This window comes from Pseudomonas sp. NPDC088368, assembly GCF_044753445.1.
Classification (GTDB): domain Bacteria; phylum Pseudomonadota; class Gammaproteobacteria; order Pseudomonadales; family Pseudomonadaceae; genus Aquipseudomonas; species Aquipseudomonas bambusae.
Map to the genome: position 1 here is coordinate 277,648 of NZ_JBIVNG010000006.1, position 13,627 is coordinate 291,274.

Sequence of the window (13,627 nt, forward strand, 5' to 3'; positions counted from 1 at the left end):
AATCACCGTTGGCGGGCGTCCCAAGCGGTGCGTACTTGTACTGATGACCTTCGCGGGGGGTTGAGTCACACGATGTGCCGCTTTTTTTCAAATTATTTCATAAGAGCCGATTTATTTTTCGGCGCATGTCCGTGTTTCGTGGCATTTACGAGTGTTAAAGGCCTGATTCAGTCGGCTGATAGCCCTTTTAGTGCCATTTCGCCAAGGCTAATCGCGTTTAGTTCTTAGGCTTATAGATAAACAATCCAAGCGAGTGTCAAATATTTGCTAATGTAACAACCGAGGTCGCCAAGACACTGTTTCTAAAACTCTTTTTATTCTGAAATGTTATTTAAATCCTGGCGCCAAGGAATCTCCCATGCATGAAATGGCATCGATCCGCCGCCTGTTAATTGTCGAACCCTGCGAGGAATGTTTGCGTCTGATTCCCGGTTTACGTACAGCCGGCTGGGAAGTGGACAGTTGCACCCTCGCGTCCGCCGCGTCCCGCCAATGCGACGTCGGCCTCATTCGCTTGATGCCTCAGCATTTCGAGCAGCCTCAGCTCATCAAGGACCTGATTACCCGCAGCCATACGGAATGGATCGCTGTGCTGACCGCCGATGACTTGCGTCGGGAGTTGATCGGGGATTTCGTCTGCGAATGGTTTTTTGATTTCCACACCTTGCCGTTCGACGTCGCCCGCGTGCAGGTGACCCTGGGTCGCGCTTATGGCATGGCCCGTCTCAGGGCTCAAGGCGCCCGATACGGGAATGGGGCCGAGCACGAAATGCTCGGGGAAAGTCGGCCGATTCGCGAGCTGCGTCGCCTGCTGACCAAGTTGGCGCCGACCGAATCGCCGGTGTTGATCCGCGGCGAAACCGGCACCGGCAAGGAATTGGTGGCGCGCACGCTGCACATGCAATCCCAGCGGCGGCTACAGCCGTTCATCTCGATCAACTGTGGCGCCATCGCCGAGCATCAATTGCAGGCGGAGCTGTTTGGCTACGAATCCGAAGGCCCCAACGGCAACGTGCAACGCAAGCCCGGTCGGATCGAGGCCGCGAATGGGGGAACCCTGTTTCTCGACGAGATCGGTGACCTGCCGCTGGACGTCCAGGCCAATCTGCTGCGTTTTTTGCAGGAGCGTCATGTCGAAGCGGGAGGCGAGCGGATTCCGGTGGACGTGCGGATTCTGGCCGCGACCCATGTGGACCTTGAGGCCGCGATTCGCAAGAAGCGGTTTCGTGAAGACCTGTATTACCGGCTGAATGTGCTGCAAGTCGGCACGGCGCCACTGCGGGAGCGGCATGGCGATCTGGCGCTGCTGGCCAACCATTTTGCGCATTTCTACAGCCAGGAAACCGGTCGACGTCCGCGTAATTTCAGCCAGGACGCGTTGGTCGCCATGGGCAAGCATGATTGGCCCGGCAACGTTCGCGAGCTGGAAAACCGCGTGCGACGCGGGCTGGTGCTGGCGGAAGGGCGGCAGATCGAAGCGTTCGACCTCGGGTTGCTGGGGGAAGAGGAAATCAGCTCCAGCATGGGCACGCTGGACGAATACAAATGCCGGGCGGAGCGTCAGGCGCTGTGTGATGTGCTGACCCGCCACAGCGACAACCTCAGCGTCGCGGCGAAAGTCCTGGGGATTTCACGACCGACGTTTTATCGGTTGTTGCATAAGCATCAGATTCGATGAGTGGCCTGACTGGGGAGTGCGGGCCGGACCGTGCTTAACCGTATGAGCGTCCGGCCTATAGGTGAAGGCGATCACGAAGTCCTGTGGGAGCGAATTCATTCGCGAAAGCGGTGGTACGGACGACGCATCTGTGTTGAATGTACCGCCGTCTCGCGAATGAATTCGCTCCCACAGGTGGGAGGGCGTTCGACTTGGTAACTCAGGTTGCTGCCACCACCGGAATCAGCCGTTCAACAACCGCTCCACCGTCGCAATCGCCCTGTCCCTGCGGTAGCTCCAACTGCCGCCGATCGCTTCATAGCGTTGGCCGTGCCGGTCCAGCCATTCCCGGCTGGCGTCGAAGAAGGCTTGACGCTCGGCCAGCGAGGGCTGGCAACGCTGGCCGTCGCCGATCCACTCCACGCCTTCGGGGGAGAGCAGCACGTGCAGGTCGTAGTGCCGGTCAAGCAGGGCCTGGTCCAGCCATGGCGGGCAGTCGCCGAACAACGTGCGACTCCACAGGATGTTGCTCAGCAAATGCGTGTCGAGAATCAGCAGTTCAGGCGCACGTGCCCGGGCCGCGTCTTCCTGGGCCAGTTGACCCCGTGCGATCGCCGGGATGTCGGCGTAACAGGTGTCACGTTGTTCCTCATCGATGAACTGGCGCACGTATTCGCCCACCAGTTCGCCGCCGAAGCGCTGTTGAAGATGGTCGGCCAGCCAGCTCTTGCCGCTGGATTCGGGGCCTGCCAATACCAGAACTTTCATGATGATCAGCGCACCAGCGCCGGGTCGGCTCGCCAGTCGCGCCACCCTTGCACAGCCAGCAAGGTGAACAACGCGTACAACGCTGCTGTCAGGTACAGCGCCTTGTAAAGGAACAGCCCGACGAAAATGACATCCAGCACGATCCACAGCGGCCAGCATTGCACGCGCTTCTGGGCCATCCACACCTGCGCCACCAGGCTGAAGCCGGTAAGGGCGGCGTCGAGCCACGGCTGCGCCGCGTCTGTGAAGTGCGCCATCGCGGCCCCCAATGCAAGGCTGACTACTGCGCCGATGGCCAGGCTCAGGGCCAACGCGCTGCCGCTCAGTGCCGTCACCTGGCGGCCTTCGGCGACGGCGCCGCGACGGGTCCATTGCCACCAGCCATACAATTGCAACACGGCATAGACACCCTGCAACAGCATGTCGGAATACAGCTTCACGTCGAAGAAGATCCAGACGTACAGCAGCACCATCACCAGCCCGATCGGCCAGCACCAGGGGTTTTGTTTGACTGTCAACCAGACGGCAATGACACCGAGTGCTGCGGCGAACAGTTCAAGCCCGGACATGGAGACTCCTGCGAAGGGGAAGGGGAAGAGAGAAAAAAGGCCTGCGATTGTAAGCGGTTTGAGGACCGTTGTGGCGCGCAGATTTCAAGGCGGGCAAAGACCCGCCAGCAACCGGTCAGATGCACTTTACTGCCCCTCTACATGAAAGATTGCGCACCCGTATCCGGGCTAGAGCGTTCGTCGTGAAGGTCTGTTAGGATCGCGCCGCTCGCGTGTTCGAGCCGCGATCTTGACTGTTCATGCTGTTTTTACATCGGACCGTTTATCGTGTCCTGAACAGTGCTGGAAACATATCAAGAGAGCCCTGCCACGAGCAGGCTCCACTCTGGGGGAATGATGGATCTTTGGACCGCCGCACAGGCGTTAATACTGGGTGTCGTGGAAGGGTTGACGGAGTTCTTGCCGATCTCCAGCACCGGGCACCAGATCATCGTCGCTGACCTGATCGGCTTCGGCGGCGAACGGGCAATGGCCTTCAACATCATCATCCAGCTAGGTGCGATCCTGGCGGTGATGTGGGAGTTTCGGCACAAGATTTTCCAGGTCGTCACCGGCCTGCCGACCCAGCCCCAGGCCCGACGTTTCACGGTGAACCTGATCATCGGCGTCCTGCCCGCGGTGGTGTTGGGCGTGTTGTTTTCCGACCTGATCCACGAATACCTGTTCAACCCGATCACCGTGGCAGCCGCCTTGGTCATCGGCGGTTTCATCATGCTGTGGGCCGAGCGCCGTCAGCACGAAGTGCACGCTGAAACTGTTGATGAAATGACATGGTCCGACGCGCTCAAGGTGGGTTTCGCACAGTGTCTGGCGATGATTCCCGGCACCTCGCGTTCTGGCTCGACGATCATCGGTGGCCTGCTGTTCGGCCTGTCGCGCAAAACGGCGACGGAGTTTTCGTTCTTCCTCGCCATGCCGACGATGATCGCTGCGTCGCTGTACTCCGGTTACAAATACCGCAACCTGTTCCAGCCCGATGACTTCGCGGTATTCGCCGTCGGATTCATCACCTCGTTCATCTTCGCGATGATCGCGGTGCGTGCCTTGCTGAAGTTCATCGCGACCCACAGTTATGCGGTGTTTGCCTGGTACCGGATCGCGTTTGGTTTGCTGATTCTGGCGACCTGGGTATTCGGTTGGGTCGATTGGTCCAGCGTGCAGGGCTGATGCGGTGAATCAACGCGTCAAACCCGACGTCTCCCGTCGCAACGACAACAGCCCGGTTCGCGGGCTGAAATTCAAGCTGCTGGTTCTGGCCGTGCTATGCGCGTTGCCACTGTACGGCTTGATCGCGACAGGCGTGCGAGGCGGTTCATGGTGGCCGTTGGCGGTCTATCCGTTCATGAGCCTGCTGGCGGTCGGGCTGTACGGCTACGACAAGAAACAGGCCCGCACTCAGGGCCAGCGCACCCCGGAAAAAGTCCTGCACGCCGTCGAGCTGCTGGGCGGCTGGCCGGGCGCATTGGTCGCCCAGCAACTGTTCCGCCACAAAACACGCAAAGTGTCCTATCAGGCGGTGTTCTGGCTGATCGTGCTGCTGCACGAATTGTTCTGGGTCGACCGGGTGCTGATGGGCGGGCGTTTTTTGGTCCGGCACCTGTACTGACAACGCGGTCCAGGGCATTCAGAGCTTGAGCGCGACCTGCCGCCGTTTCGGCAGTTTGCTCACCACCAGTTGGTGAGAGCGGGTCAATAATTCACGCAATTCTTCATCACCCATGGCGTAGGGATGCGACAGGGTGATCCAGTGCGCGCGTGCGAGGTAGGGCGCAGGGCGCACGCCGGGTCGGTCGACGTAACCCAAAAACAGGTCCGGCCCGACCTTGAACGCCAGATCGTTCCCCGCCAGCCCCATGACCGCGAACATCTTGGTCTCGGCGATGGAGAACACCCGCACGCCACCCCATTTGTAGTCCTCCCTTGCGCCGGGCAATGCCAGGCAAAGGGCGGCAACGTCTTCGATATCCATAGGCTTCCTGTAGAAAAACTTCTGCCGGTGCACGTTTTAACAGAATCAGTGTGAATTTGGGGGATACCGCAATGCCTCTTACACGTCGTGGGTTTCTGATGGGTGGCGCAGCGCTGTGCCTGCCGGGCGCGGCCAGTGCCGCAGTGGGTTTTAACTGGACGACATGGCCGGAGCTGCTGGCGGGTGTCGACGGCCACGCTCAAGCTGCCGGGCTGCCGGATGCGGCCATCGAACACATTCTTGAACGAGGGGGCTGGTCGCCGTCGGCGGACGACAACATTCAGGGGGAAACCCTGGACGTCGGGTTCGTCAAAACGCTGATGCTCGATTATCGCGATAACCCTCAGAATTCCGCGGCGCAACAAGGATTGGGGCTGATTGCCTTGACCCTTGGCGTCGCGCAATGGGGCATCGACGATCCCTCGGGCCTGCCCCCCGACCCGGTGCAGAATGACTGGAAGTCACAGACCAGCGCCAACACCGGCAAGCACCTCATGAGCTATGGCGTAGGTGGGGTGGGCATTGCTCACATGGATCAGGGCGATCTGTTGGAGTTCATCACCTACGTCGCCCAGTCCGGGCTGGTGCCCGCCGAACACAAGGCCGCGTTCCTGCGCCTGGCGGACCCCGCGCTGTACCCGGCCGAAGGGGTCGGCGTTTATGGTCAGCTTCGAGCGGCGGGTTTATGTGCGCCGGTACAGATCGAGGCGGACCTGGAAGGCGCCGCGTTCAAGCACTTTTCAAACCCCCATTACCCCAGCTATTGCGACAAGTACCGCAACCCTTCGCTGACGTCGCTGGACTGGCAAACGTTCCGGACGTTCATCCGCGCGGCGCTGCGCACCAAGGCCGGGCAACGCTGGCTGTTTCAGAGCTGGCTGGAAAAGTACTGGTCCAGAAGCCTTGCTGCCGTGCCTGCAGGCGAGGGCGCTGCGGAAGAGCTGTTGGTCAACGTGCGCCTGCGCAACTCCCTGCCGGCCTGCGCCGATCGTGCCGTGAAAACCCCGGCCACTGACGTCGAGGGTCGGGTGCGACGTGAGCTGGAGGAATACGCCAAGTGCGCGCCCAGTGCCTATGAGCGCCGGGCGACGGTGATGCTCCGTTCTGTCGTGCTGTACCGACATTTCACCGGCGCCGCGCCGCTGAATCTGACGTGACCCGCCAGAAACGTCAGGATTGGCTCATGGGCACGCTGAGGCGAACTGGCTGAAACCCTCGGTCACGTGGTCGAGCCATGCGCGCACGGCGGGCAACGCGCCCCGTCGCTGGGTGTAGGCCGCCTGCAGGTTGCCGGTGGACATCGACCAATCCGGCAGCAATCGCACCAGCGTTCCGTCGGCCAGGGCGTCCTTGCAATTCATCATCGGCAGCATGGTCATGCCCAGCCCCGCCAGTGCGCCCGCCTTGCGGATGTTGAAATCGTCCACGGCCAGTCGCGCGTCGAGCACCACTTCCTGGCGACGGCCGTCTTCGTGAATCAACAGGAAGTGCACCTTGCGGTCGGCCTCGATGGCGCCCAGCACTGGCAGGGCGCTCAAGTCGTCGGGGGTGCGGATGTCCATTCCAGCGATCAGCGAAGGAGAGGCGACCAGCGCTGCGAACGCCGGTACCAATTGGCGGACGATGAGGTTCGGGTCTTCATCACCGATGTCGCGCACGCGCAGGGCGACGTCGATGCCTTCATTGACCAGATCGACCCGACGGTTCACCAGCAGCAGTTCCAGCTGGACCTGGGGGTAGCGCGCCAAAAACTCCGTGACCACGTGGCTCAGGTTCCAGTGAGTCATGCCGACCGGGCAGGACACCCGCAGGCGCCCCCTCGGTTCGGCCGACAGCGACGCCACGGCCTCATCGGCCATTTCAGCCTCCAGCAGCATCGCCTGGCAGTGTTGCAGATATCGTTCGCCCACCGCCGTGAGCGCCAGTTTGCGGGTGGTGCGCTGCAGCAGGCTGGCGTTGAGGCGCATTTCCAGCTCGGCAATCCGCCGTGACAAGCGCGACTTGGGAATACCCAGCGCACGCCCGGCCGCCGCGAAACCGCCGCATTCGACCACCTTGGCGAAGTAATAAAGGTCGTTGAGATCTTGCATGGTGAACTCGATTGTCCTGTGAGTGGGACGAACTATCGCATTTTTGCCGACTAATCAGCCATTGGCTTACCGGGTAGGATTATCGTCACTTGATCGCCAAGCGGCGATTCCCACTCAGGAAGCACATTCATGACTCTTTTGCACATCGATTCCAGCATCCTCGGCGATCACTCCGCTTCGCGCCAATTGAGCCGCAGCGTCGTTCAATCCTACGTCGCCGCTCACCCTGGCACCGACGTGGTCTATCGCGATCTGGCGAGCGAAGCACTGGGTCACTTCTCCGGCGCGGCGCTGGCCGCTGCGGGCACACCGGCTGAGGGCCGCGACGCCGCTCAGAACCTGGAAGTGGACACCAACGAAGCGACCCTGCAGCAATTCCTGGCGGCTGACGTCGTGGTCATTGGCGCGCCGATGTACAACTTCACCATCCCAAGCCAACTGAAAGCCTGGATCGACCGTATCACTGTCGCCGGCCGCACGTTCCGTTACACCGAAGCCGGTCCGGAAGGTCTGTGCAAAGGTAAGAAAGTCATCATCGTTTCCACGTCGGGCGGCCTGCACGTGGGTCAACCTACCGGTGTTGGCCATGACGCGCTGCTCAAGGTGCTGTTCGGCTTCCTGGGCGTTGCTGACCTGGAATTCGTCACCGCTCACGGTCTGGCCTATGGCGACGAGCCTCGTGCCGCCGCACTGACTGCCGCCCAGAAGCACATCGACGAAACACTGTTCGCGTAAGTCCTCGATAGCGGCCGCCGCTCGTCCGCTTTCGCAACGCTGTCGAAAGCCCCGTCATCCCGCCGATGCCGGGGCTTTCGTCGTTTCAGGCCCGGTTGAAACACGCGCGTTCAGCCGGGCGACAGACTTTGCGATTTCTTTGCGGGTAAGCTTCCCCGGATAGCGCTAAAATTGCCGTAACCGGCCGCTTATTGATTACAAATGGCCAGCTTTTCTCATATTTCCGAGCTTGGCCCGCCTTGTGCAATATCGATCTAAGCACTGCACCGAATGTTATCGATCTTTACCGGTCAGATAGCGACAGGCTGCGGTTTACAAGGAGTTCAGGCCCATCGGGTCTGATTCGACGGGCACGGATTGAGAAGGTGAGGGGCATTGCGATGATGCGTCTTTGTGCAGTGATGGTGATTAGCCTGTTCAGCGGCCTGATTTCAGTGCAGGCCAGTGAATCGGAAAACTGGAGCGTCGGCTTTCATGAGCTGACGTTTCTCGATCCGCTGGATTCCCAGCCGATGCACGCCTACGCCTTTTACCCGTCCACCGACCCGGACAGCGTGACCCGTGTTCAGGGTTATCCGATCCGGGCCACCGAGGACGCGACCATCGCCATGGGCCGCTTCCCGATGCTCATGCTGTCCCACGGCAACACCGGCACTCCACTCGCTCAACACGACCTGGCCACGTCTTTGGCCCGTAAAGGCTTCGTGGTGGTGGCTGTCTTTCACCCCGGCGATAACTACCTCGATCACAGCCGCCTCGGCAGCTTGAGCAATCTGTATGGTCGACCGTTGCAGATATCGGAAGCGATCAGCGCGGCGTTGCTCGACCCGATGCTCTCGCCTTACATCAGTGCCCGCCGCGTGGGCGTCATCGGCTATTCCGCCGGGGGCGAGACCGCGTTGATTCTCGCGGGCGCCAAACCTGATCTCAAACGCCTTCGCCAATACTGCGTCGAGCGTCCCCAAGACATCGACGCCTGCAAAACCCAAGGCGAGTTGCTGGTGGATCGCGAAGACCTTCATGCGCAGGCTGACCCTCGCGTCAGCGCGCTGATGTTAATGGCGCCACTGGGCATCATGTTCGGGCGTCAGACACTGGCGGATGTGCACGTGCCGGTGTTGCTGTACAGCGGCGATGGCGACGAGCTGCTGGCCATCGACAAAAATGCCGAAGCGCTCGCGCGCAAGTTGCCGGACGTGTCGAACTTCAAGCTGTTGGCCGGGGCAGGGCACTTCGTGTTCATGGCGCCGTGTGACGACATGCAACGCGCCACCCAACCGGGGCTGTGCACCGACGCCGTGGGCGTGGACCGCGAAGACATTCACCGCAATTTGAGCAGCGAGGCGGTGGAGTTCTTCGGTTCGACCCTGGGCACGCCGTTGAGCACGGCAGGCATGCAGCAGGCGGCGGTGCATTAATGCCCACTTGCGCGCCCAAAGGGTTCCTGTGGGAGCGAATTCATTCGCGAAAGATTGACCAGACGCTGAAGATGCATCGTCTGTGAGCGCCATTCGCGAATAAATTCGCTCCCACAGATGTATCCCTGCGCCGCGAAATGCGAGCCAGACGAAGACTTTACTGTGGGAGCGAATTCATTCGCGAAAGATTGGCCAGACGCTGATGATGCATCGTCTGTGAGGGCCATTCGCGAATAAATTCGCTCCTACAGTTGGATCGCGTACAGCCGCTATCTCGCTCTGATCACCTTCCCCTGACGCTCCCCAATCTTCCTCGCTTGACCGTCCCGCTGCTTCCCCGTGCGTGCCTCGCTGATCAATGCCGGGATCAACGGGCCTTCGGGCAGGTTTTTCCAGAAGCGGGCAGGGAGGTGGCCCTGCATGACCTTGGGGTTGAGCCGCGCGGGGTTGAAGATGTGGCTGTAATAGGTCAGCCACAGCTCGCCGTGGGGGTCGTCGGCGTTGCGCGCCAACGCTTGCCAGGCGTCGGGGCATTGGCGCTTGTGGATCAGTTGCTGACCGTCGTAGAACACGCCGTCCTGGGGCGTCGCAATCATCCAGCGATGACGGCCCAGACGCCCGATGAAATGCTCGCTGGCGGTGCGCAAGATGTCGTGTGCGGGCTCGTGCCAGGCCACGTATTCCGGCAATGACCGGGTTTCCAGCAGTGCTGCCTTGACGGCCAGGTCCTTCGGGTTCGGATCGACGGGCAAGGCGATGAAGCGCAGAAACGCATGCAGGTGATGGGCTTCGCGGCTGACCTGCTTCAGTCTCCGGTGAAGCTCGCTGCCCAGTTTGTCGCCTGCGAGCATCGCCGTGCGGTCGCCATGAACGACGCGCCACAACACCTCATACAACACACTCCAGCGCTGTTCGCCGCGATATTGCGCTGCGTTTTGCAGCAGTTCGATCAGCTCCAACGGCACCCGCGCCTGAAACGGGCCGGGGTGATCGGGGTAGTCGTGTTCGCTGGCAAACAGGTCCGCGTCTTCGCATACGGTCCAACTGACCTGATCCGGATTGATCTGATGACTGAGCAACCAGCGCGCTTGCTGTCGCCAGGTCTCGAACAGATCGTCGCAGTCGAGAATGATCATGCCCACAGCGCCATCTGTTGAGGCTGCGGGCGGTCGCGCAATTGCTCGCGCAGCATGATGCTAGAGCTTTCTGCCTGTCGGGGGTGGTAATCGCTGGTGATGATGAAAGGCTTGGCCTTGGCCAGGACGCAGCGCAGGCGGGTCAAGTCTTCGTAGCGAATCCGCCGTTGGCGACGGAGTTCGACGAGGCGCTTGGTGGTGCGGATACCGATGCCGGGAATCCGGGCGATCATCGCCGGTTCCGCGCGGTTCAGGTCCAGCGGGAACACATCGCGGTGTTCCAGGGCCCAGGCCAGCTTCGGGTCGATGTCGAGCGCCAGGTGCCCCGGTCCGCTCAACAGCTCGTTGGCGCTATAGCCGTAACCCCGGAGCAGAAAATCCGCTTGGTACAACCGGTGTTCGCGCATCAGCGGCGGGGCCGCCAGAGGCACGCTTTTCGGGCTGTTGGGGATCGGGCTGAAGGCCGAGTAATAGACGCGTTTGAGCCGGTAATCGCCGTATAGCGATTCAGCAGTGTGCAGCAGGGTGCTGTCGTCAGTGTCATCGGCGCCGACAATCATCTGGGTGCTTTGCCCGGCCGGGGTGAAACGCGGGGCCTTGGGCTCGTTAAGGATGGTCTGCTGGCCGGTGTAAATGGTCTGCATCGCCTGCTTGATCGAGCCCATTTCCTTCTCGGGGGCCAGTGTCTGCAAGCCGAGTTGAGTGGGCAGCTCAATGTTCACGCTCAAGCGGTCGGCATAACGCCCGGCTTCCTCGATCAGGGCAGGGTCGGCTTCGGGAATGGTCTTGAGGTGGATGTAGCCGCGAAACTCGTGTTCCTCGCGCAGCAGTTTGGCGACGCGCACCAGTTGCTCCATCGTGTAGTCCGCCGAGCGAATGATGCCGGAGCTGAGGAACAGCCCGCTCACGCAGTTGCGGCGGTAAAAATCCAGGGTGAGGGTCACGACCTCTTCCGGGCTGAACCGCGCGCGGGGCACGTCGCTGGAGCGGCGATTGACGCAATACTGGCAGTCGTAGAGGCAGAAGTTGGTCAGGAGGATTTTCAGCAGCGAGACGCAGCGCCCGTCAGGCGTGTAGCTGTGGCAAATGCCCATGCCGGTGCTGGAACCGATCCCGGATTTGCCCTCGGAACTGCGCTTGGGCGCGGCACTGCTGGCGCAGGAAGCGTCATATTTGGCGGCGTCAGCGAGGATGCTGAGCTTGTCGATCAGCTGCATGGGATTTCTCGATACTGGTTTTATGTACAGTATCGAGTTCCGCGACAATCAACAAGGGCCGATTGAAGGGATGAGGGGGGGCTGACTCATTCAGACGACCGAAAAGCCCGGACCACAAATATTATTTACGACGCCGAGCGCTCTGTAGGAGCGAAGTCATTCGCGAGAGGCCGGCATTGCTGACGCATCTCTATCGCCTGAACCAGCGCTTCGCGAATGAATTCGCTCCTACAGGGGTTGAGTTCGTGCCGTCTACAAAAGCGCTTAGCTGATCCGCTGCACCAATTCCCGCAGCTCACCGAAGTTTTTCACCGGGTGAAAATTGACGTGGTCTTCGAAGTCGGAAAAGTCGGTGTCGCCATACCCGGCCACTTGAGCCCCCGCGCCGAGCCCTGCCATGACGCCGGGGATGCTGTCTTCCACCAACAGGCATTCCTCCGGTTTCAGGCCTAGCAAATCGGCCGCATGCTCGATAAGAATGGGCGACGGTTTCCACGCATCCACTTCATACGCGCTGACGATCAGGCCATGAAACACGTCCAGCAGGCCGACCGTGCTCAGGCAGGTTTCGATCTTGCTGCGCGGGCCGTTCGATGCCACGCATTTGGGCAGGGACAGGCTGCGTACGAAGTCCACCGCACCGGGCATTTCTTCGAGTTCAGCCTGCAACAGCGGGAGGGTGCGCGCCCGGAAACTGTTGACGATTTCGAGGTTGGGCAGCCACGGGTAATCGCGGCACAGGCCTTCCATGCACAGCGCGAATTGCACGCCACGGAAGCGTTCCAGCACTTCATCAAGGGTCAGGGTGACCCGGTGTTCCTGCAATATGTCGCGCAAAAGCCCCGCAGCCAGCCGTTCGCTGTCCACCAGGGTTCCGTCGCAGTCGAAAATGACGCCTGCAATGTTCAAACAGGATTCTCCCGTGTTCATGTTCGGGGCGATTGGACCGGCATTATCCAGAAAAGTTGGCGGGGAGGGGGGAAGACTGACCTACGGTCGTAAAGGCATTGGCCTACAGACCAAGGCGAATATGATCACGCCCTGGGCTGTCGGCCTTGAAGCAACAGCGGCCGGTTTACAGGGAAACCGGGGTCACGAGCTTACCTTCGTCGAAGAAGCCGCTGACGTTGGCGAACACCAGATCGGCCATGGCTTGACGGGTTTCGTGGGTGCCGCTGCCGATGTGCGGCGTCAGGACCACGTTGTCGAGGGTCAACAGTTCGGCCGGTACGTTGGGCTCGTCTTCGAACACGTCGAGACCTGCACCCGCGATGCCCGACTCCAGCAACGACGCGACCAGCGCCTTCTCATCGACCACCGAGCCACGGGCCACGTTGATCAGGAAGGATTTCGGTCCGAGGGCTTTCAAGACTTCGGCGTTGACCATGTGCTGCGTGTCAGCCCCGCCCGGCACGATCAGGATCAGGTAATCCGATGCCTTGGCCAGCTCGATGAGATCGCCGTAGTGAGTGTAGGAAACATCCGGATAGGCCTGACCACGACGGTAATAGGCGATGTCCATGTCGAACGCAGCGGCGCGTTTGGCGATGGTCTTGCCGATCTTGCCGAGGCCGACAATGCCGCAGGTCTTGCCGTTGAGACTGTTGCCCAGCGGCAGTTTGGCGTTTAGCCATTTGCCGGCCCGCACGAAGCGTTCGGCTTCACCGATACGACGGGACACGGCCAGCATCAGGGCCAGGGCGGTTTCGGCCACGGCATTGTTCAGGACATCGGGGGTATTGCTCAGTGGGATGCCGCGTTTCGCCAGGTAGGCGGTGTCGATGGGGTCGTACCCCACGCCGAAGCTGTTGACCACTTGCAGGTTTGGCAGCTTGTCGAGCAACGCGTTGTCGGTGCCGTAGACGCCGCTGGTGACCACGCCGCGAATCTTGGCGCCATGTTCGGCGGCCCAGGCGTCAATGTCCTTGATCTCCCAGCGGTTGTGCACGGTGAAGTCACGTTCCAGGTTTTGCGTCAGTGCGGCATGCACCGGACCCCAGACCAGCACATCGGCTTTCTTGTCGCTCATTGTTTCCTCCTTGCGGCGCGCCCTCTGACCGAGGCGCGC

General features: G+C 60.9%; 14 protein-coding genes. 6 read left to right on the forward strand and 8 right to left on the reverse strand.

Annotated elements, in window-relative coordinates:
• Positions 1-358 precede the first annotated feature (358 nt).
• Complete coding sequence (locus ACIQAL_RS15315) at positions 359-1,678, forward strand: sigma 54-interacting transcriptional regulator (RefSeq protein ID WP_401146760.1); 1,320 nt, start codon at positions 359-361, stop codon at positions 1,676-1,678.
• A gap of 222 nt (positions 1,679-1,900) precedes the next feature.
• Here the strand turns inward: ACIQAL_RS15315 and ACIQAL_RS15320 are convergent, their stop codons facing one another.
• Positions 1,901-2,425 carry an AAA family ATPase gene (locus tag ACIQAL_RS15320; RefSeq protein ID WP_401146763.1) on the reverse strand — a complete coding sequence of 175 codons (525 nt, stop codon included), beginning with the start codon at positions 2,423-2,425 and terminating at the stop codon, positions 1,901-1,903.
• A gap of 5 nt (positions 2,426-2,430) precedes the next feature.
• Positions 2,431-2,994 (reverse strand): nicotinamide riboside transporter PnuC, encoded by a 564-nt coding sequence (gene pnuC, locus ACIQAL_RS15325; RefSeq protein ID WP_401146765.1) that lies wholly within the window; start codon positions 2,992-2,994, stop codon positions 2,431-2,433.
• A gap of 336 nt (positions 2,995-3,330) precedes the next feature.
• On the opposite strand from pnuC, the gene ACIQAL_RS15330 reads away from it, so the two are divergent.
• Together ACIQAL_RS15330 and ACIQAL_RS15335 are read left to right on the forward strand one after the other, a co-directional pair.
• On the forward strand, positions 3,331-4,161 hold the full coding sequence (locus ACIQAL_RS15330; RefSeq protein WP_166598065.1) for an undecaprenyl-diphosphate phosphatase: 831 nt from the start codon (positions 3,331-3,333) through the stop codon (positions 4,159-4,161).
• Between the two features lie 4 nt (positions 4,162-4,165).
• The gene (locus tag ACIQAL_RS15335) at positions 4,166-4,600 is read left to right on the forward strand and encodes a DUF1294 domain-containing protein (protein ID WP_401146767.1); all 435 of its coding nucleotides are present in this window, start codon (positions 4,166-4,168) and stop codon (positions 4,598-4,600) included.
• 18 nt (positions 4,601-4,618) lie between these two features.
• Here ACIQAL_RS15335 and ACIQAL_RS15340 read toward each other — a convergent pair whose 3' ends face one another.
• The gene (locus tag ACIQAL_RS15340; protein WP_401146769.1) at positions 4,619-4,963 is read right to left on the reverse strand and encodes an MmcQ/YjbR family DNA-binding protein; all 345 of its coding nucleotides are present in this window, start codon (positions 4,961-4,963) and stop codon (positions 4,619-4,621) included.
• 71 nt (positions 4,964-5,034) lie between these two features.
• On the opposite strand from ACIQAL_RS15340, the gene ACIQAL_RS15345 reads away from it, so the two are divergent.
• On the forward strand, positions 5,035-6,120 hold the full coding sequence (locus ACIQAL_RS15345; RefSeq protein WP_401146772.1) for a hypothetical protein: 1,086 nt from the start codon (positions 5,035-5,037) through the stop codon (positions 6,118-6,120).
• A gap of 24 nt (positions 6,121-6,144) precedes the next feature.
• Here the strand turns inward: ACIQAL_RS15345 and ACIQAL_RS15350 are convergent, their stop codons facing one another.
• Positions 6,145-7,053 carry a LysR substrate-binding domain-containing protein gene (locus ACIQAL_RS15350; RefSeq protein ID WP_401146774.1) on the reverse strand — a complete coding sequence of 303 codons (909 nt, stop codon included), beginning with the start codon at positions 7,051-7,053 and terminating at the stop codon, positions 6,145-6,147.
• Between the two features lie 129 nt (positions 7,054-7,182).
• Here ACIQAL_RS15350 and ACIQAL_RS15355 point away from each other — a divergent pair, with 129 nt between their 5' ends.
• The gene (locus tag ACIQAL_RS15355) at positions 7,183-7,788 is read left to right on the forward strand and encodes an FMN-dependent NADH-azoreductase (protein WP_401146776.1); all 606 of its coding nucleotides are present in this window, start codon (positions 7,183-7,185) and stop codon (positions 7,786-7,788) included.
• A 380-nt stretch (positions 7,789-8,168) separates the two neighbouring features.
• Positions 8,169-9,206 carry an alpha/beta hydrolase family protein gene (locus ACIQAL_RS15360; protein ID WP_401146777.1) on the forward strand — a complete coding sequence of 346 codons (1,038 nt, stop codon included), beginning with the start codon at positions 8,169-8,171 and terminating at the stop codon, positions 9,204-9,206.
• 269 nt (positions 9,207-9,475) lie between these two features.
• On the opposite strand, the gene ACIQAL_RS15365 is transcribed toward ACIQAL_RS15360, so the two are convergent.
• The 4 genes from ACIQAL_RS15365 to ACIQAL_RS15380 all read right to left on the reverse strand — a co-directional run bounded on the left by ACIQAL_RS15365 (position 9,476) and on the right by ACIQAL_RS15380 (position 13,588).
• Positions 9,476-10,342, reverse strand: a complete 867-nt coding sequence (locus ACIQAL_RS15365; protein ID WP_401146779.1) for a TIGR03915 family putative DNA repair protein — start codon at positions 10,340-10,342, stop codon at positions 9,476-9,478.
• Positions 10,339-11,559, reverse strand: a complete 1,221-nt coding sequence (locus ACIQAL_RS15370; RefSeq protein ID WP_401146781.1) for a putative DNA modification/repair radical SAM protein — start codon at positions 11,557-11,559, stop codon at positions 10,339-10,341. Before ACIQAL_RS15370 ends, ACIQAL_RS15365 begins: the two co-directional genes overlap by 4 nt.
• A gap of 264 nt (positions 11,560-11,823) precedes the next feature.
• Positions 11,824-12,468 (reverse strand): HAD-IA family hydrolase, encoded by a 645-nt coding sequence (locus ACIQAL_RS15375; protein WP_341964331.1) that lies wholly within the window; start codon positions 12,466-12,468, stop codon positions 11,824-11,826.
• 166 nt (positions 12,469-12,634) lie between these two features.
• Positions 12,635-13,588 carry a 2-hydroxyacid dehydrogenase gene (locus ACIQAL_RS15380; protein ID WP_401146782.1) on the reverse strand — a complete coding sequence of 318 codons (954 nt, stop codon included), beginning with the start codon at positions 13,586-13,588 and terminating at the stop codon, positions 12,635-12,637.
• Positions 13,589-13,627 lie beyond the last annotated feature (39 nt).

Excerpts from the sequence above, each read along its gene's own strand:
- ACIQAL_RS15315 (WP_401146760.1), top strand. The coding sequence starts at position 359 with ATGCATGAAATGGCATCGATCCGCCGCCTGTTAATTGTCGAACCCTGC.
- ACIQAL_RS15320 (WP_401146763.1), bottom strand. The coding sequence starts at position 2,425 with ATGAAAGTTCTGGTATTGGCAGGCCCCGAATCCAGCGGCAAGAGCTGG.
- pnuC (WP_401146765.1), bottom strand. The coding sequence starts at position 2,994 with ATGTCCGGGCTTGAACTGTTCGCCGCAGCACTCGGTGTCATTGCCGTC.
- ACIQAL_RS15330 (WP_166598065.1), top strand. The coding sequence starts at position 3,331 with ATGGATCTTTGGACCGCCGCACAGGCGTTAATACTGGGTGTCGTGGAA.
- ACIQAL_RS15340 (WP_401146769.1), bottom strand. The coding sequence starts at position 4,963 with ATGGATATCGAAGACGTTGCCGCCCTTTGCCTGGCATTGCCCGGCGCA.
- ACIQAL_RS15345 (WP_401146772.1), top strand. The coding sequence starts at position 5,035 with ATGCCTCTTACACGTCGTGGGTTTCTGATGGGTGGCGCAGCGCTGTGC.
- ACIQAL_RS15350 (WP_401146774.1), bottom strand. The coding sequence starts at position 7,053 with ATGCAAGATCTCAACGACCTTTATTACTTCGCCAAGGTGGTCGAATGC.
- ACIQAL_RS15355 (WP_401146776.1), top strand. The coding sequence starts at position 7,183 with ATGACTCTTTTGCACATCGATTCCAGCATCCTCGGCGATCACTCCGCT.
- ACIQAL_RS15360 (WP_401146777.1), top strand. The coding sequence starts at position 8,169 with ATGATGCGTCTTTGTGCAGTGATGGTGATTAGCCTGTTCAGCGGCCTG.
- ACIQAL_RS15365 (WP_401146779.1), bottom strand. The coding sequence starts at position 10,342 with ATGATCATTCTCGACTGCGACGATCTGTTCGAGACCTGGCGACAGCAA.
- ACIQAL_RS15370 (WP_401146781.1), bottom strand. The coding sequence starts at position 11,559 with ATGCAGCTGATCGACAAGCTCAGCATCCTCGCTGACGCCGCCAAATAT.
- ACIQAL_RS15380 (WP_401146782.1), bottom strand. The coding sequence starts at position 13,588 with ATGAGCGACAAGAAAGCCGATGTGCTGGTCTGGGGTCCGGTGCATGCC.